This window comes from Saccharopolyspora sp. NPDC000359, assembly GCF_040300525.1.
Taxonomy (GTDB): domain Bacteria; phylum Actinomycetota; class Actinomycetes; order Mycobacteriales; family Pseudonocardiaceae; genus Saccharopolyspora.
Map to the genome: position 1 here is coordinate 27,297 of NZ_JBEPDU010000020.1, position 17,129 is coordinate 44,425.

Annotated in this window: 15 protein-coding genes; 8 read left to right on the plus strand and 7 right to left on the minus strand. The window is 70.0% G+C overall.

Annotation, left to right across the window (positions count from 1 at the left end; genetic code table 11):
* Nucleotides 1-5 precede the first annotated feature (5 nt).
* The 5 genes from ABT324_RS15140 to ABT324_RS15160 all read left to right on the plus strand — a co-directional run bounded on the left by ABT324_RS15140 (nt 6) and on the right by ABT324_RS15160 (nt 6,244).
* The gene (locus ABT324_RS15140; protein WP_351176631.1) at nt 6-1,304 is read left to right on the plus strand and encodes an FAD-dependent oxidoreductase; all 1,299 of its coding nucleotides are present in this window, start codon (nt 6-8) and stop codon (nt 1,302-1,304) included.
* Nucleotides 1,305-1,337: 33 nt separating this feature from the next.
* Nucleotides 1,338-2,987 (plus strand): thiamine pyrophosphate-binding protein, encoded by a 1,650-nt coding sequence (locus ABT324_RS15145; protein WP_351176634.1) that lies wholly within the window; start codon nt 1,338-1,340, stop codon nt 2,985-2,987.
* Between the two features lie 101 nt (nt 2,988-3,088).
* Nucleotides 3,089-4,390, plus strand: a complete 1,302-nt coding sequence (locus tag ABT324_RS15150) for an extracellular solute-binding protein (protein WP_351176637.1) — start codon at nt 3,089-3,091, stop codon at nt 4,388-4,390.
* A gap of 101 nt (nt 4,391-4,491) precedes the next feature.
* Nucleotides 4,492-5,160, plus strand: a complete 669-nt coding sequence (locus ABT324_RS15155; protein ID WP_351176640.1) for a winged helix-turn-helix transcriptional regulator — start codon at nt 4,492-4,494, stop codon at nt 5,158-5,160.
* 97 nt (nt 5,161-5,257) lie between these two features.
* The gene (locus ABT324_RS15160; RefSeq protein WP_351176643.1) at nt 5,258-6,244 is read left to right on the plus strand and encodes a DUF1702 family protein; all 987 of its coding nucleotides are present in this window, start codon (nt 5,258-5,260) and stop codon (nt 6,242-6,244) included.
* Between the two features lie 16 nt (nt 6,245-6,260).
* On the opposite strand, the gene ABT324_RS15165 is transcribed toward ABT324_RS15160, so the two are convergent.
* The gene (locus ABT324_RS15165; protein ID WP_351176646.1) at nt 6,261-7,034 is read right to left on the minus strand and encodes a helix-turn-helix domain-containing protein; all 774 of its coding nucleotides are present in this window, start codon (nt 7,032-7,034) and stop codon (nt 6,261-6,263) included.
* A gap of 407 nt (nt 7,035-7,441) precedes the next feature.
* Here ABT324_RS15165 and ABT324_RS15170 point away from each other — a divergent pair, with 407 nt between their 5' ends.
* Nucleotides 7,442-7,996: a DUF5987 family protein gene (locus tag ABT324_RS15170; RefSeq protein ID WP_351176649.1), complete on the plus strand. Its 555-nt coding sequence runs from the start codon at nt 7,442-7,444 to the stop codon at nt 7,994-7,996.
* Nucleotides 7,993-9,624: an FAD-dependent oxidoreductase gene (locus tag ABT324_RS15175; protein WP_351176652.1), complete on the plus strand. Its 1,632-nt coding sequence runs from the start codon at nt 7,993-7,995 to the stop codon at nt 9,622-9,624. Before ABT324_RS15170 ends, ABT324_RS15175 begins: the two co-directional genes overlap by 4 nt.
* On the opposite strand, the gene ABT324_RS15180 is transcribed toward ABT324_RS15175, so the two are convergent.
* A complete protein-coding gene (locus tag ABT324_RS15180) occupies nt 9,607-10,110 on the minus strand; it encodes a winged helix-turn-helix transcriptional regulator (RefSeq protein WP_351176655.1) in 504 nt (167 codons plus the stop codon). The two genes, ABT324_RS15175 and ABT324_RS15180, sit on opposite strands and share 18 nt — an antisense overlap.
* 271 nt (nt 10,111-10,381) lie before the next feature.
* Between ABT324_RS15180 and ABT324_RS15185 the strand changes: the two genes are divergently transcribed.
* Nucleotides 10,382-11,368: a carboxymuconolactone decarboxylase family protein gene (locus ABT324_RS15185; protein ID WP_351176657.1), complete on the plus strand. Its 987-nt coding sequence runs from the start codon at nt 10,382-10,384 to the stop codon at nt 11,366-11,368.
* 84 nt (nt 11,369-11,452) lie between these two features.
* On the opposite strand, the gene ABT324_RS15190 is transcribed toward ABT324_RS15185, so the two are convergent.
* Genes ABT324_RS15190 through ABT324_RS15210 form a run of 5 tightly spaced genes read right to left on the minus strand, consistent with a single transcriptional unit; the run spans nt 11,453 to nt 17,019 of the window.
* Complete coding sequence (locus ABT324_RS15190) at nt 11,453-12,853, minus strand: alkaline phosphatase family protein (RefSeq protein ID WP_351176660.1); 1,401 nt, start codon at nt 12,851-12,853, stop codon at nt 11,453-11,455.
* Nucleotides 12,850-13,962 carry a metabolite traffic protein EboE gene (eboE, locus tag ABT324_RS15195; protein ID WP_351176823.1) on the minus strand — a complete coding sequence of 371 codons (1,113 nt, stop codon included), beginning with the start codon at nt 13,960-13,962 and terminating at the stop codon, nt 12,850-12,852. The genes ABT324_RS15190 and eboE overlap by 4 nt, the downstream gene beginning before the upstream one ends.
* Nucleotides 13,962-14,816, minus strand: a complete 855-nt coding sequence (locus ABT324_RS15200; RefSeq protein WP_351176663.1) for a TatD family hydrolase — start codon at nt 14,814-14,816, stop codon at nt 13,962-13,964. The genes eboE and ABT324_RS15200 overlap by 1 nt, the downstream gene beginning before the upstream one ends.
* Nucleotides 14,813-16,192, minus strand: a complete 1,380-nt coding sequence (locus ABT324_RS15205; protein WP_351176666.1) for an EboA domain-containing protein — start codon at nt 16,190-16,192, stop codon at nt 14,813-14,815. The genes ABT324_RS15200 and ABT324_RS15205 overlap by 4 nt, the downstream gene beginning before the upstream one ends.
* The gene (locus ABT324_RS15210; protein WP_351176669.1) at nt 16,189-17,019 is read right to left on the minus strand and encodes an SCO3242 family prenyltransferase; all 831 of its coding nucleotides are present in this window, start codon (nt 17,017-17,019) and stop codon (nt 16,189-16,191) included. Before ABT324_RS15210 ends, ABT324_RS15205 begins: the two co-directional genes overlap by 4 nt.
* Nucleotides 17,020-17,129 lie beyond the last annotated feature (110 nt).

A 17,129-nucleotide genomic window follows, 5' to 3' on the forward strand; every position in this document is an offset into this window, starting at 1 on the left:
ACGCGATGAGCACCCGCGCGGTAATCCTGGGCGGAAGCATGGCCGGCCTGCTCGCGGCACGAGTGCTGGCCGAGAACTTCACCGAAGTGCTGGTGGTCGACCGCGACAAGCTGCTCGGGGTGACCTCACCGCGGCGCGGTGTGCCGCAGGGTGCGCACATCCACGGGCTGCTCGCCCGCGGCCACCAAGTCCTCGACGAACTCTTCGAAGGGTTCACCGAGGACGCGGTGGCGGCGGGCGCGCTGACCGGTGACCTCGGTGCCCACCGGTGGTTCTTCGCCGGGCAGGAGGCATGCCGGACCGACACCGGCGTGAAGTACCTGTCGGCGACCCGGCCGGTGCTGGAGGGCTTCGTCCGGGACCGGGTCGCCGCGCTCGGGAACGTGAAGTTCCTGGAGCAGCACGACATCGTCGGTCTGGTCGCCACGCCGGACCGGAGCAGGATCACCGGGGCACGAGTGCACGCTGGGACCGAGGAGACCGTGGACGGTGACCTCGTGGTGGACGCGACCGGCCGCGGCTCGCGCACCCCGGTGTGGCTGGAGGAGCTCGGTTACGACAGACCCACCGAGGAGCAGATCAAGATCGACTTCAGCTACACCACCCGGGTCTACCGGCTTCCGGACGAGTCGGTGATGGGCGGTGTCCGGTCCGTCAACCCGTTGCCCTCCCCGGTGACCAGGCGCAGCGCCTTCTTCTCGGCGATGGAGGACGGCAAGTGGGTGCTCTCTGTCGGCGGGGTGCTCGGCGACCGCGCCCCCGTGGACCCCGAGGGCTTCCTGGAGTACGTGCGCTCCCTGCCGACCCAGGACATCCACCGGGTGGTCGTCGATGCCGAGGCGATCAGCGATCCGGTCACCTTCCGGTTCCCCTCCAGCATCCGCCCGCGCTACGACGAGCTGACCCGGTTCCCGGGCGGGCTGGTCGTGCTCGGTGACGCGGCGTGCAGCTTCAACCCGGTCTACGGACAGGGCATGACCGTGGCCGCGCTGGAGGCCCTGGTGCTGCGCGAGCACTCGCAGCGCGGTGTCCCGGATCCACTGCCGTTCCAGCGAGCGGTCGCAGAGGTGATCGACCTGCCGTGGAACACCGCCGCCGGCGGCGATCTCGCCTACCCGGAGGTGGCTGGTCAACCGTCGGCGGAGATGCGGGAGATGAACGACTACATGGCCAAGGTCATGGCGGCAGCATGCCGGGACCCGGCCGTGATGACCGGGTTCATGCGGGTGACCGGCCTGGTTGACCCGCCGCGAGCGCTGCTGGAGCCGGAGATGCGGCGCCGGGTGCTCCAGCAGGCCGGGTGATCCCCGCGGTGCGGGGTGGATCGGGGGAACGCCATGACGACGGTCGCTGAAGCGATCGCTGCAGCGCTGGCCGACGCGGGTGTCCGACGCGCGTTCGGGGTGGTGGGGGTGGGCAACGTCCACCTTGTCGCCGCGCTGACCGGGACGGACGTGCGGTACGTGGCTGCCCGGCACGAGGCTGGCGCGGCAGCGATGGCCGACGCGTACCACCGCGTGTGCGGCGAAGTGGGCGTGTGCACCGTGACCTACGGCCCGGGCTTGACCAACACGGCAACGAGCCTGGCCGACGCGGTGAAGAACCGCAGCGCCCTGGTCGTGCTGTGCGGCGCCCCACCGGGAGGGCGGCAACGGCCCATCGACATCGACGACGAGGCCCTCGCCGCCGCGCTCGGGGCCGCGGCAGTACGGGTCAGCGCACCGGAGGAAGCCGTTCCGGCGGTCACCGCCGCGCTGCACCGCACGCGCGCGGAAGGACGGCCGGTGCTGGTGCTCCTGCCGGTGGATGTGCAGGACTCGCCCGCACCGGTGACGGCACCGGTGCCGCCCGCGCCGACGCCGGTGCGGGCGGCACCAGAAAGGCCGCCGGGAACCGCGGAGCTGGTCGAGCTCATCGGCGCCGCCGAACGACCGTTGCTGCTGGCCGGGCTCGGCGCGTGGCGTGCGGGGGCGCAAGCGGAGATCGCTCGGCTCGCCGACCTCTGCGGCGGGTTGCTCGCCAACACGTTGCAGGCCAAGGGGGTGTTCGGGGACAACCCGTGGTCGATCGGGATCGTGGGCAACCTGTCGTCGCCGGAGGCCGTCGGTCTCATCGGTGCCGCTGACCTGGTCATCGCGTTCGGCACGAGCATGAGTGGATGGACCCTGCACGGCGGGCGGTTGATCCCCCCGGAGGCCACCGTGGTCCAAGTCGACCACCGGGCCGAGCAGCTGTCACCGCGGACCGATGTCGGTGTCGTCGCCGACGCCCTCGACGTCGCCACCGCCCTGTGCGACGCGTTGACGAGTCGGACTCCACCGTCCGGTTGGCGGCAGCGGGTCGCGGACCGGCTCGACGGTGCGCGCTGGGAACGGCTGGGCTTCACCGATCGCAGCACGGCGGAGCGGATCGACCCGCGCAGCCTGACGCTGGCGTTGGCCAAGCTGTTGCCGGAGGAGCGCACCGTGGTGACCGACGGCGGCCACTTCATCGGCTGGCCCGCGAGGTACTGGCCGGTCCCCGATCCAGCGGGCTTCGTCTTCACGGGTGTGTCGTTGCAGAGCATCGGCCTCGGATTCGCCGGCGCGGTCGGGGCCGCCGTCGGACGGACCGACCGCGTCGTGGTGCTGGCCACCGGGGACGGTGGTGCCCTCATGGGGCTGGCTGAGCTGGAAACGCTCATCCGCACCGCGGACTCGGCGCTCGTGGTGGTGTACGACGACGCCGCCTACGGAGCGGAGGTCCACATGTACGGCCACCTCCCCGTCGCCGCGGGCACCGTCTTCACCGACACCGACTTCTGCGGTCTGGCTAGGTCGCTCGGCGCCGAGGCCGCGGTGGTGCGGACGGTACGGGACCTCGAGGCCGTGCGCACCTGGCGGGCCGGCGGGTGCACCGGAACACTGCTGCTCGACTGCAAGGTCGTCCGCGAGGTGGTGGGCGACTACCTGGGCGCACCGACCACCTCGGCCGCCGCGGCGCACTGAGCCGCCCCACCCCGGTTGACGGGGCGCCGCACCACCCGCATGACGCCGGAATGCGGACTGGACCAGGAACCCACCGACCCGAGAGCACGAAGGGGATGCGCATGACACACCGGACAGTCGTGGACGCCTGGTTGGCGGACCTGACCTTCCCGCACTACATGGACACCCTGCACGCCAGGGCCCGGGCTTTCGAGCAGGCCCACCCCGAGTACGAGGTCCGGATCCGCGGCGTCCACTTCGAGGACATGCCAGGCGAAGTGGCGCGGGCGGCGCGCGAGGGCACCGCCCCGGCCATCGCGGAGTACTACTACACCGATGTTCCGAACGCGCTGGACGAGGTCGACCAGCACGGTCGACCGCTCTTCACCTCGATCGCCGCCGCGGTGGGCGACCGCACCGAGGTCCTCGGCGAACCCGTGGTGCTCGGCGACCTGCTGCCCGCCTTGCGCGCCCAGTACACCTGCTACGGCCAGCTGCGGTCACTGCCGACGGTGGCGACGACCTACAACCTGTACACCAACGTCACGGCACTCGAGGCCGCCGGAGTCACCGAAGTCCCGCGAACGTGGCAGGAACTCCGCGCCGCGTGCCAGCGGGTGTCGCAGTCGCCGTCCGGTCCCGCGCACGCGATCAGCTGGGCGAACCACGGCATCCCTTTCCAGCACGCCATTGCCGTGCAGGGCGGCACGATCGCCGACCACGACAACGGGCGGGCAGCACCCGCCACGGCGATCGACTTCGCGGCGCCGGAGTTGCTCGCCTGGATGTCGTGGTGGCGCGAACTGCACAAGGACGGCCTCTACCAGTACTCGGGCGAGATGGGCGACTGGTTCGGCACGTTCGAGCTGTTCGCCGACCAACAGCTCGCCTTCCGAATGAGCTCGTCCAACGACGTCGGCGCCACCGCCGAAGCCGCCGAGCGGGCCGGGTTCGACCTCGCCGTCACCAGGTTCCCGTACAACGCCGATGTGCCGTACCACGGCAACGTGGTCGCCGGGACCTCGCTGTGGCTGGCCGACGGGCTCGACCAGCGCGCCCAGGACGGCGCACTGGCCTTCATGCAGTTCCTCGCCAATCCACAGCACGTCGCCGAGTACCACCAGGAGCACAGCTTCTTGCCCGTCACCCGGTCGGGATTCGACTTGCTGGAACGGCAGGGCTGGTTCGACGAGCACCCGCACCACCGCGCCCCCAGCGACCAGTTGGACGAGGAGGTGGCGGGCGGCCAGCCAGCCGCTGGCGCGCTCATCGGCGACTACTACCGGATCCAGGACCTGCTCTCCGAATCCATGCACGACGTGCTGGTGCACGACGTCGACCCGGCGGAACGATTGACCGCTGCATCGGCCGCGGCCCAGGACATGTTGGACCAGTACCGTGCCGCACGACCCGCCTCCCCATGACTGAACCGCCACCTCCCCGCGAAGACCGCAACATCGCGCGAATTCCACAACATCGCCGCTGGACACGGGAAAACCGTCGAACAACGACTACCCTGGAGGACATGGCACCCAAGCGTTCTTACGACGACGGGTGCGCAACAGCGCACGCCCTGGACATCGTGGGTGGCCGGTGGGGGTTGCTGATCGCGCGTGAGCTCCTGCTCGGGCCGAAGCGCTTCACGGACCTGCGCGGAGACCTCCCCAGCGCGAGCCCGACGGTCCTCGCTCAGCGCCTGCGCGAGTTCGTCCGCGCAGGCGTGGCGCGCCGTCGCAGGTCGCCACCGCCCGCGCCCGTCCACGTCTACGAACTGACCGAATGGGGCTACAAGCTGGAACCCGTCGTGCACGCGCTCGGCGGGTGGGCCCTGCAGTCACCGGAACCACCGCGCAGCGCACCTCGCAGCATCGACGCCAACGTGTTGTCGCTGCGCGTCATGTTCGACCCGGAGGTGGCCTGCGGCAGGACTGTCCGCTTCGGACTCAACATCGGCGAGCGCCGCTACCGCGTGTGCGTAGTCGAGGGCCAGCTCCACCTGTCCCGCGGTGAGCCTGACGCACCGGACGCGACCCTGGACACCGACGTTCCCACCTTGCACGCCTACCTGTGCGGAACCCGGTCGTTGCACGACTCGCTCGACAGCGGTGACCTCCGGGTCCGCGGGGACATCAGAGCGGTGGCCGAGCTGCCGATGCTGTTCCGGCCACCACAGCACCGGACACCACGGGGATGACGCCACAGCGGCGCGCTGCGGCGCTCGCGCTTCCCCACCGGATGACCGACGATTCCCGCGCGAGCTCCACAGGAGCCGCGCGCACGAGGAGGGATTCATGCCGACGATGGCAGGCTCGGTGCGGCGGCTGTTGCTGACGCCGTCGCTGTCCGAGGTCACCTTCGAGCGCAGGGGCTTCCCAGCCACACCAACCGAAACGGCCCAGCACTTGGAAGCGATCCCGCAGGCCGTGCTCTGCGGTTTCGAGTGGGCGCTCGACACCCGCTCCTTGTGGGAACTGGAGCGCCGACTGTCGCTGGTGCGGCCCGAACAACTCGGGTTCGCCTACGAGGGTGCGACGATGGCGTGCACGATCCTCGACGCGATCCGCGGCGGGCGCGGCCGGAGGGCCCGGGACCTGCTCGACGGACCAGGGCGCCCGCACCTCTTCCTCGCCTACATCGGCATCGGCTTCGCCATGGCCCGGCTCCCCCGCCCGCTGTGGCGCCGGGTCCTCCCGGAGCTGACCGGGTCCTCGCCGTACCACCCCACGATGAGCTGGCTGGCGGTCGACGGCTACGGATTCGACCGCGCCTACTTCGACACCAGCAGGTGGGTCGAGCGGCAGCACGTTCCCGCGCCCTACCCGTGGCAAGGCCGACCGGGCTACTTCCATCGAGCCGTCGACCAGGGGATCGGCCGGGCCCTGTGGTTCATCAACGGTGCCCGCCCCGATGCCGTCGCCGCTGCCGTGCGCCAGTTCGAGCCCGGTCGGCACGCCGACCTGTGGAGCGGGGTGGGCCTGGCCGCGACGTTCGCCGGCGGCATCAGCAGGGAGGGGTTCCGGGAACTCCGCGGCTCCGCGGAGCGGTACCGCGACGAGGTCGCACTCGGCATGGTGTTCGCGGTCAAGGCGCGATCGTGGGCAGGACACGTACCCGAACACACCGAATGGGCGGCAAACGCGCTCGGCGAGATGAGCGTCGACGCGGCAGTGGCGCTCGCGGACGACACCGCCGTGCGAGGTGGCGAGTCAGGCGCCGATCCCCAGTACGAGGTGTGGCGGCAGCGGATCCGGGCGCACTTCACATCCCTGCCGGACTGACCCGCACCAACGCCACTCAGGTGCCGACCCCCTGGAGCACGCGGGCGTCGAGCAGCGCCAACAGCACCGGTGGATCCATCCGGTTCATCGGCCGCAGCACCAGGTCAGCGAATGGCCACCGGACCCCGGGCCGGATGGTGATCGGCCCGCTGGACCCGACGTACAGCCCCTTCTCCGGGGCCTGCGGACTGGGCGCCACCAGGTCACGGTCGGCGGAGGCGGAGTAGCTCAACAAGTACCAGGTCCCCAGTGGCACGTCATCGAACTCGAACGGTCCCGGCTCACCCAGCACCGTGCACCGGACGGGCCGCCCCTCTGGCAGCCGGTCCGGGAACAGGCCGACGAAGATCTTGCCCAGGCCGGCCGGGATCTCCGGCACACCGATCCGACCTCGCAGGGTCGCCGGCGGGTTGGAAGTCGGTGGGCGCCGCGCGGTCGTTCCGCACACCTGCAAGGCGCCGCCGCCGAGCCGGCGGTAGGTGCTGGGGGAGATCCCCACGCTGCTCCGGAAACGGGAGCTGAAGGTCCCCACGCTCTGGTAGCCGACCCGTTGGCTGATCTCGGTGACGTTCAGGGAAGTGGCGAGCAGCAGGTTCTTCGCCTCCTGCATCCGAATCGCGGCCAGGAAACGTCCCGGCGACACCCCAGTCGCCTTGTGGAATATACGCGAGAAATGGAATTTGCTGAACATCGCCGCACGAGCCATATCATCCAGCGTGACACGCTCGGCCATATTCCTGCACATGAGGTCAATAGCCCGACCAATGGCATTCTCAACGAGTTCGTCCATTAATCCACCAAAAGTCCGTCCCCCAGCCAACCAGGATGCACAGCCACGGCAAACTAATTGATACGTCGAACTCATTCGTATCGCAGTCACCGCGTCGATAACTGAAATACGCAACTCCTTGGAAGAGTTCGCCTTGATCAAGCCAATTGGGACTTTAGCACTCCACATCTACGAAACGCAAGCAATTCGTAACCCACTGTTCACTAGTCTGTGCGACGCAGTCAGCGACCAACGGAAGACACGTTTCCCTAGACCAATGGAACCAATCGGGACTACGACCACCTGGTGAGCACGTTCAGAGTTGCCGAGCGAATTACCGATGTCGGAGCCTGGACCAAACAGGCCGCAGCACCGTGCCAGCATTCCACTCGGGTCGCCCCGGGCCAGCGCGGACGGAAGGAAACGCGATGGATGCCGACGATGTCCATACCATGACGCTCGAGGCGTTCGCCGACACCATCGTACCCGGCGAACAACGGTCCCCTGACGACGGGGCGATCGCTGGAGCGGCGACCGGTTCGGGGGCGGTGCAGGCCGGCGCCCTCGAGCTGCTGCGAACCCCCGCTACTGGAATCGCCGACGGCCTCGGCTCGATGGTCGAGCAGCTCAACGCGCACGCCAGCGCCTACCTCGCGGAGCTGGGCCTGGAACCACCCGCCGAAGTCCCACCCTTCGTCGCGCTCTCGTTCGAGCACCGCACCGACCTGGTCACCCGGCTCGTCGCCCCCGGCCACCCGGAGAAGGAAGCCTGGGTCCTGCTCGCGCTGTTCAGCTACATGGCTTACGACAGCGCGGCGCACATCCACACGACCGACGCGGTGGCGAAGGGCCACCCCGGCTTGCTCGCGATGGGGTTCAGCCGCCCAGACGAGGACGGACTCTGGCGAGCGCCGGAGCACTCCTACCGCAGGGCGCTCGCCCGACCGCACCCGAACACCACACCGTCAGGGAGCCCAGAATGACCGTCGAGTCAACGGATGTCCTCGTCGTCGGCAGCGGGTTCGGCGGCGCGATCGCCGCCTACTACCTCGCCGCCGGCGGTGCCCGCGTCACCGTTCTCGAACGCGGTCCCTGGCTGTCCGGTCAGGACTTCGAGCACGACTTCCTGTTGGGCTCGTCCTACACCAGGGTCTTCGACTTCGTCGCGGGTGACGGCATGAGCGTGCTGTCGGGGAACTGCGTCGGCGGTGGCAGCGTCGTGTACTTCGCCGCACTGCCCCGCGCACCCCGGTACGCGTTCGAACGGCGCGGCAGCATCGGTCGGCGGATGTGGCCGGCGTCGATCACCCGGGAAACCCTCGACCCCTGGTACGACCGCATCTCCGAGGCCATGTCGGTCGAGCAGCAGAGCTGGGACGACGTCAGCTACGCCGGTGGTCTGTGGGCTGCGGCCTGCACGCACGCCGGACGCACTGCGAACCCCGTACCGGTCGGGGTCGACCAGACGAAGTGCACGAACTGCAACTGGATGATGGCTGGCTGCCGCTTCGACGCCAAGCAGTCGCTGCTGCTCAACTACATCCCGGCGGCCGTCTCGCACGGGGCGGAGATCCGGCCGTTGCACGAGGTCCAGCACATCGAGCGGACTGACGACGGCTACCGCGTGCACTACACGAACATCGACGACGAGGACTACCGGGTCCACACCGGTGGCGGAGCGATCGACGCCAAGCTCGTCGTGCTCGCCGCCGGGGCCGGTGCCACACCGTTGATCCTGAAGCGCTCCGAGGGCTCTCTCGGGCCCATGCCGCACGCCGTCGGCCGGTACTTCTCCGGGAACGGGGAACGCCTGAACACCGCGGTGCTCAACGAGGACCGGGTCCGGGACGTGCTGGGCCTGGACCGCGGGAACGGACTGGCCTACGAGGCGAACCAGATCGGCAAGGGACCAGTGGTGGCCAACTGGGACCGGGTGGACGGGTCGCTGCCGGAGCACTCGCGGTTCTCCCTGGAGCAGCTCTACTTCCCACCCGGCCTGGGCACGATCCTGGCCCAGGCACCGGGCGCCGACGCCCCGGCCTGGTTCGGGCCGGCCAAGAAGGAGATGCTCGACCGCTGGAAGTCCTGGTTGATCATCTTCCAGATGGTCGAGGACGACAACGAGGGCGTGTTCGGGCCTCCCCCGCCGACCGGGAACGCCATGCGCATCTCCCAGCAGATGCTCGGTCGCGGCGTGCTGCAGTACGCGCCGACCGCCAACACGCTGCGCGCCTGGGCCGAGGCCGACGCGGAGGTCAAGGACATCTTGGAGCGGGACGGCTTGGCCGAAGTCACCCCGTGGACGAACGACCTGGTCGGCGCGTACACGGTGCACCCGCTGTCGTCCTGCCGGATTGGTGACGACCCGGCGACCTCGGCGCTGGACGACCGGCACGAACTCCGCGGTCACCCGGGAATCTTCGTGACCGACGGGTCCGCGGTGCCCGGTGCGCTCACCGTCAACCCGGCACTCACCATCGGAGCGCTCGCCGAACGGGCCGTGCCGGGCATCGTCCAAGCAGCCCGCGAACGCGGCATCGAGGTCAGCTACGACGCGGCGGTCCCGGTCAACGTCCCATCGACGTCCCCTCCACTACGGGACGCGGTCTGATGGACCGGCCGGCGGCCAGGGCCCGTCGCCGCCCTGGCGCCAGGGCGCCCGGACCGCGGCGGTCTCACCTGGACCGACCGCTTGACCGCAGTGCTCGCACACGAGCTCCGCGCGCACGTGCCCGTCGCACCCGTCGTGCAGCACGTGCAGCGGTGGTCCTGGTAAGTCGTCAACGCAGTACTTGTTCCCCCAGTCCAGCAGGGCGACGATGACCGTGGCGAGTTCACGCCCCTGCTCGATCAACAGGTATTCGTAACGCACCGGACGCTGCTGGTACGCGACGCGTTCGAGGAGGCCGTGGTCGACGAGGAGGTTCAACCGGGAGGCCAGCACGTTGCGCGGGATGCCCAACGACTGCCGAAACCCTTCGAAACGCGTCACTCCGAGCAATGCGGATCGGATGATCAGCAGCGTCCACCGTTCGCCCACCACTTCCAGCGCTCGGGCAACCGCGCACAGCTGGCCAGCGTACGTCCTAGTCATCATCTGGCACAGCATAGTTGCGCCAGACCGACGGAACGCTACGCGAAGTGGAGGAAACCGCCCGGAAAATCCGGCGGCACGGGAACCGACGCGCAGCGGCGGACACATCCTGGCAAACCAGTAATTATGCGCGATGAGTCAGTTGCTCCGACGAACTAACGTGAGTATAGTGCTCGGCACCGACAAATGAACGGAGGCGAACTTGAGGAGAATTCTACTCCAAACTGCTCTCCGTAGAACACTGAACGACATCCAGCACGTGTCGCCGGTCCCGATGCGCAAAGCCATTGGCCTGACCTCCACCGTGTACCAGCAGGCGGAGCGGGAATTCGGCATGCTCCCCCTCCCCGTGGTGCTCCACGCGTCGGCTCCGGACGCGCTGGCCGCGTGCTGGCTCATGCTCCGCGAATCGCTCGTCGTCACGGGGCACGTGAAGCGGGACACCAAGGAGGCGGTTGCCACCACCGTGTCGCTGAGCAACGGGTGCACCTACTGCGCGCAGGTCCAGGGCATGGCCCTGGAAGCGTTGTCAGCCACTTCGCCGGAGGACACGGAGGCCGATCACGGTGTGCGCCGCGTCGCCGACTGGGCGCGCAGCGGTGCGAGCGCGACGACCGCTGCGCGGCGCGTGCCATTCCCGCTCAAGCACGTCCCGGAACTGGTCGGCGTCGTGCTGACCTTCCACTACATCAACCGCATGGCCAACATCTTCCTGCCGGATTCCCCGCTGCCGCGCGGCATCCCCCGGGCCCTGCGCAGCCGCACGTTGCTCATGTTCAGCCACCTCATGAGGATGGCCCTGCACGCCGAGCACCCCCCGGGAGCGTCGCTCGACCTGCTGCCCACCGGACCACTGGCCAGCGACCTTGCCTGGACCCGCGAGAACCCCCACGTCGCGGAGGCCTTCGCCCGCGCTGCGGTGGCGATCGACGCCGCCGGCGCCCGCTCGGTACCGGAGACCGTGCGGAACCTGCTGCACCGCCTGCTGGCCAACTGGACCGGCGAGCTGCCCGATCGCTTCTTCATCGCCGACGCCGTCGCCAAGTTGCCGCCACCGGACCGGCCGGCCGGCCTGATCGCCGTGCAGACCGCGCTCGCTTCGTCCCAGGTCGACACCGCAACGGTCGTGGAGTTCCGGAAGACCCGCCCGACGGACGAGTCCCTCGTCGAGCTGACTTCCTGGGCCAGCATGTCGGCGGCGCGGCGGATCTGCACCTGGATTACCGCCGACCTGGAGGAGCACGAATCTCTGCACGGGTAGCGGTCGCCGCGAGGAACCTGGCCCAACGACGTGCTCCCCCACTCCGCCCGTCGCGGCACTCCGGGACCGATGCACCCGGCTGGCTCATGACCGGGCACCCGCTCGAATGCCCTGCAGCCGCAGCAGCAGGTCACGGACCGCGGTGCCGGCCAGTCGCCGGTGGCCATCAGCAGCCGACGCCCCAGCAGGGACTGAGCAGAGCAGCACCGGGCCGTCAGCCGCGCTGTCCGGCAACCGACCGTGCGAACCCCGCACGTGGCGTGGATCGGTCGGCACGACGTTCATCGCGTAGCGCAGCCCCGCCTTCTTGCGCACCAGGTTCGCCCCAGCCTTGACCTTGACCAGTGGATCGGCCGGGTCGAACAACAGCTCGGCCGGGTCGTAGCCGGGTTTTCGGTGGATATCGACTCCCTTGGCGAAGTCGGGCCGTCGGGCCTCGTCGAGCCAGTAGTAGTAGGTGAACCACGCGCGCGGCTCCGCGACGGCGACCAGCTCGCCCGCGCGCTCGTGGTCGAGCCCGTACCGCGCTTGCGCAGCCCGGTCGAGGACTTCGTCCACACCGGCCAGCTCCGCGACCAGGTCGCGCACCCGCGGGACGTCCCGCTCATCAGCGACGTACACGTGCGCCACCTGGTGGTCGGCAACGGCGAACGCTCGCGACGCCCACGGGTCGAGGTACTCCATCCCGTGCTGCGCGTAGACCTCCAACAACCCGTCCCCGCGCAATGCGCGGTTGATGTCGACAGGCGTGTCGACGGCGGTGATGCCGTATTCCGACAGCGCGACGACCGCGTACTCGGCTTCTTCGGCCTCGTCGAGCAGCGGCTTCAACTCGGCATCGACCGCACGAGCCGCGAGCGCCGCCTCCGGCGCGTGCGGACCGAAGCGCTGGAGGTCGTAGTCGAGGTGCGGTACGTACACCAGGTGCAGGTCGGGACGCTCGGTGCGCAGCAGGCGGCGCGACGCGGCGACGATCCACTTCGTCGACGCGATCGACGCCGTGGGTCCCCAGTAGTGGAACAGGGGGAAGGGACCGAGCTCAGCGGTCAGTTCGTCGTGCAGTGCCGGCGGTCGGGCGTAGCAGTCGGGCGACTTGCGCCCGTCAGCGTGGTAGACCGGACGCGGTGTGACGGTGAAGTCGGTGGTCGCGCCCATCGCGTACCACCAGCAGACGTTCGCCGCGACGTAGTCGCGCTGTACGCGGCGTGCGGTCTCCCACACCTTCTCGCCACGCACGAGTTGGTTGTGCTGGCGCCACAGGTAGATCTCCCCGAGGTCGCGGAAGTACCAGCCGTTGCCGACGATGCCGTGCTCGGCGGGCATCCGCCCGGTGAGGAACGTCGACTGCGCGCTGCACGTCACCGCGGGCAGGACGGTGCCCAGCTCGGCCTGCCAACCCTGATCAGCCAGGGATGCGAGGTTCGGCATGTGCTGCAGGAGCGCCGGGGTCATGCCCACCACATCGATCACGAGCAGCTTCGTCACCGTGCCTCCTCGATGCCGGCGAGCGCGGTGTCCGCCCAGGCCAGTTCGCTGGCGATGCCGGCCGCGACATCTCGCCGACGGCTGGTGGGCAGGACGTCCCAGGTGTAGGTCTCGACCTCGACGTGCGGGACCTCGCCGCGCGCCGCGAGCGCGGCGACACCAGCGGTGAGCACGTCAGTGGTAGTGGCCAGCGGCGCTTCCGGGCGCGCGTGGAGCGGAACGTGGAAGTGCACCCGCCAGGGCCCGTCCGCCGGCAGCGTTTCGAACGCCTCCGGGAGGTCGTCGGCTGCCAGCACCGCACCGGTCGGCGTGAGTTCCCGGACCTGGTGCAGGTACCGCGGTTCGGCGAACTCGGCGAGTGCGGCGCGCGCTTCGTCCGAGCCCGGCTCTTCGACGTGCAACGCCGCAGAGGCTTGCACCTTCACCACGCTCAATCCCGCGTCGTACACCCGCGCGATGGCATCGGCGGGGTCGGCGAACGACACCGCCAGGTGGCACGTGTCCAGGCAGAGCCCGATGTGCTCCGGGTCGACGCGCCGGGCGAGCCAGCTCACTGCGTCGTCGACCGTGTCGAGCACGCACCCGGGCTCGGGTTCGACGGCGAGCCTGATCGGCCGCGACTGGCGCGCGAGCGCCTTCCTCAGCACCCCTGCGACCTCGTCGAACGCGAGGCGGGCGCGCTCGTCCTGGGACACTCCCCACGGTGCTCGCCAGGCGAGTGGCAGCGTCGAGATGCTGCCGTAGGCCGCATCGTCGGCAAGCAGGTCGCCGAGCACTTCGATGCAGTCCGCCGTGTACTCGACCCGGCGGGCATCAGCCCAATTCGGCTCGTAGACGGCGTGCTTGACGACCTCGGCGTGGAAGCCCCGGTAGGGGAACGCGTTCAGCGTCTGCACGGCGAGCCCGCGTGCGGCCAGCTCGTCGCGGAGCTTCAACCGGGCCGGCCGGTCGGCTGCGAGGCCCGACGCCACGTTCGCCGCCAACCACAGCCCGACCCCGAGCCGGTCAGCGCCGAAGTCCTCCCGCACCGGCACCGCGTAGGCGTCGAGCTGGGCGAGGATGCCGTCGAGGTCTTCTGCCGGGTGCACGTTGGTGCAGTACGAGAGCATCATACCCGCTCCCCGCGCAGCACCGAGTTACCAGCGAAGGCCTCTGCGGTCGGGGGTTCGTCGTCGAGCATCAACCTTCCGCTCTGGCCGTAGAACTCCACGGGGTTGTCCCACAGCACCCGGTCGACATCGGACTGGCTGAATCCGCCTTCGAGCATCGCGTCCCCGGTCCGTCTGGTGGTGAGCGGATCGGACTTGCCCCAGTCCGCAGCCGAGTTGACCAGCACCCGGCCGGTGCCGTACTCCGCCAGGATCGAGACCATGCGGAGCTCCCCCATCTTCGTGTCCGGGTAGATGGAGAAGCCCATCCAGCAGCCGGAATCCGCGACCAGGCCCACCGTCGTCTCATTGAGGTGGTCGATCACCACCCGCTCAGGCGCGATCCCGGACTCGCGGACCACGTCGAGGGTCCGCTTCGTGCCGGCCAGCTTGTCGCGGTGCGGCGTGTGCACCAGCACGGGCAGGTCGTGCTCAATGGCCAGTTCCAGCTGCTGCGCGAACGCCTGCTCCTCGGCTGTGGTCACCGAGTCGAACCCGACCTCGCCGACCGCGACCACGCCGTCCTTGGCCAGGTACCGCGGCAGCACGTCGAGCACACCCGCGCAGCGGGGGTCGTTGGCCTCCTTGGGGTTGAGCGCGATCGCGCAGTGGTGCGCGACGCCGAACTGCGCCGCGCGGAAGCGTTCCCAACCGACGAGGCCGTCGAAGTAGTCGGTGAAGGTGCTCACCCCGGTGCGGGGTTGTCCGAGCCAGAACGCGGGCTCGACGAGCGCCCGCACCCCGGCAGAGCGCATCACCTCGTAGTCGTTCGTCGTCCGGGACGTCATGTGCACGTGCGGGTCGAAGATCTTCATGTCGCGTCCGCCTCCCGCAGGATCAGGTCGACGTCGGTGGGCACTGGTCGGCCAGCCGCCCGCCGCTCGTCGGCGTAGTCGATGACCATCCGGATCAGCTCGCCGTCCACGCGGTCGGCCAGCCCGGTCACTGCCGCGACGGGTACGCCGGTGAACAGGCACTTCAGCACTCCGTGCCGCCACGACCGGGGGTCGAGGTGCGCAGCGGCGAACGGGCCGAGCGCAGCGGCGAGGAGCCCGAGGTCGTTGGCGCGCAGACCGTCCTCGACCAGCGCCAGCCCGGTCGGCACGGCCTCCTCGGGCAACAGGTGCAAGCCGCGCAGCACTGCTCTGCGCTCGGCACCATCGCCGTGGTGGTAAAGGTCGGCGACTTCGGCGGCGAGGTCGCCGGGCTCCATCGAGGCCAGCAACCGCACGCGCGCGTGGTCGTCGACGGTGCCGTGGACGAGCCCGGTGACGTCGAGCGGCGATCGTCCCGCCTTGCGACCGACCACCGAGAACAGCGTGCGGATCCGGGTCGGGTCCGCACGCACCGCACGCCCCGCGTCGGCAAGCCAGTCCGCGGCGCGCAACGCGGCGAGGCTGCGCCGTGCGACGTCCGGCGCCGCGTGGCTGTGCCTGGGCAGCTCGACCGCGGCGAGCCCGGTGTAACCGATCTCGACCAGTGCCTCCAGCGTCCCTGGCAGGTCGAGCTGCCCGTTCCCGAACTCGAGGTGCTCGTGGACACCGGGGCGCATGTCGTCGAGCTGCACGTTGAACAGCAGTTCGCCGGCTTCGCGGATGCACTGCGCCGCGCTCGACGGCTCGACTGCCACGCAGTGACCGACGTCGAGCGTGATGCCGAGCGCGGCAGGCGACCCGAGGTCGGTCCACAACCGCAGCGCCTGTTCGAGGTGCTGCACGAAGTGCCCTGGTTCCGGTTCGAGCGCGAAGCGCACGGGCGTGTCCGCCAGGACAGCAGCCACGCCATCGAGCATCCGCTGCCAGCCGTCCGCGGCGCCCAGGTCGGCCGGCGCGACACCGGACCAGAACGAAACGCACTCGGCCCCCAGGTCGGCCGCGATGCGTGCTGCCGCACGCAGGAAGTCGACCCGCGGCCCCGGCTGGTCGGAGACCAGGGTCGGTTCGTGCTTCCGCCACGGGTCGAGCAGGTACCGCGCACCGGTCTCCACCACGACCCCGAGCCCGAGTTGTTCGAGCCGTCGGCGCACGCGGTCGGCCTCCGCAGCAGCACCAGGTGCGAACGGGTCCAGATGGGCGTGGTCGAGGGTCAGGGCGACGCCGTCGTACCCCAGGTCAGCGAGCAAGCCGAGGGCATCGTCAAGCCGATGGTTGGCGAACCCGTTGGTGCCGTAGCCGAAGCGAAGCGCGCTCATGTGGGGCTCACCTTCCGACCGAGCTTCCTCGCCAGCGGCAGCGCCAGCGCGAGCACGGCCGCCGCGCGGACGGCGCCATGTCGGGCGGCCAGGCCCGCCTGCAGCGGGATCATGCCGTGGATCCCCGCCACCGTCGCGGCGCGGACCTGGGCCGCGGAGGGTCGGTGGACCGCAGCGTGCTGGGCCCGGCCGACGGTCACCCCGTAGGCAGCGCCGAATCCGAGCGCCACGAGCCCCCGACTCAAGGGGAGGCGTCTGCCGCCGGCAACCAGACCGGCGGACACCGCGGTCCCCACCAAAGCCGCGCGAGCCGTCGCAGGTGAGCCGCCGTGCACCTCGCCACTCGACAACGCGGTGACGCCGAGCGTGTGCGCGCCCAGCGCTGCGGCCGTCGGCACGGCTGCGCGCCAACCGGAACCCGCGCCGAGGAGGACGTCCAGCACCCTGCACGCTGCCATGCCGAGCGGACCGGCCGGGGTTGCCTTCAGCACCGTGTCGTAGCCCCAGATCGAACCGACGAGCAGTGCTGCGACCCCAGCTGCCCGACGCCCTCCTCCGAGCCATGCCAGCCCAAGTCCGGCGGCGCAGAGCGCAGCCCCGGTGGCAAGGGCCGCACCAGCACCCACCTGCCCCGAGGGGATCGGCCGCTCTGGTCGCTCGCTCGCGTCAACCTCGCGGTCGGCCCAGTCGTTGATGGCCATCCCCGCCCAGTACAAGGCGGCTGAACTCGCCGTCAACGCCCAGCGCCGCCCGCGGAGGGGCGCTCCCGCCGCGGCGGCTCCGGCGACTGTGTCGCCGAGGACGGTGAGCACTGCGGGTGCCCGCACTAGCTGGAGGTAGGGCCCAACCGCAGCGAGCGGTCCGTTGCGGGAGGTCCTCTCGAGCACCGGCGCCCCGGGCACTCGCCGCTGGTCAGCGCCGGTTGCGTCAGATCCGT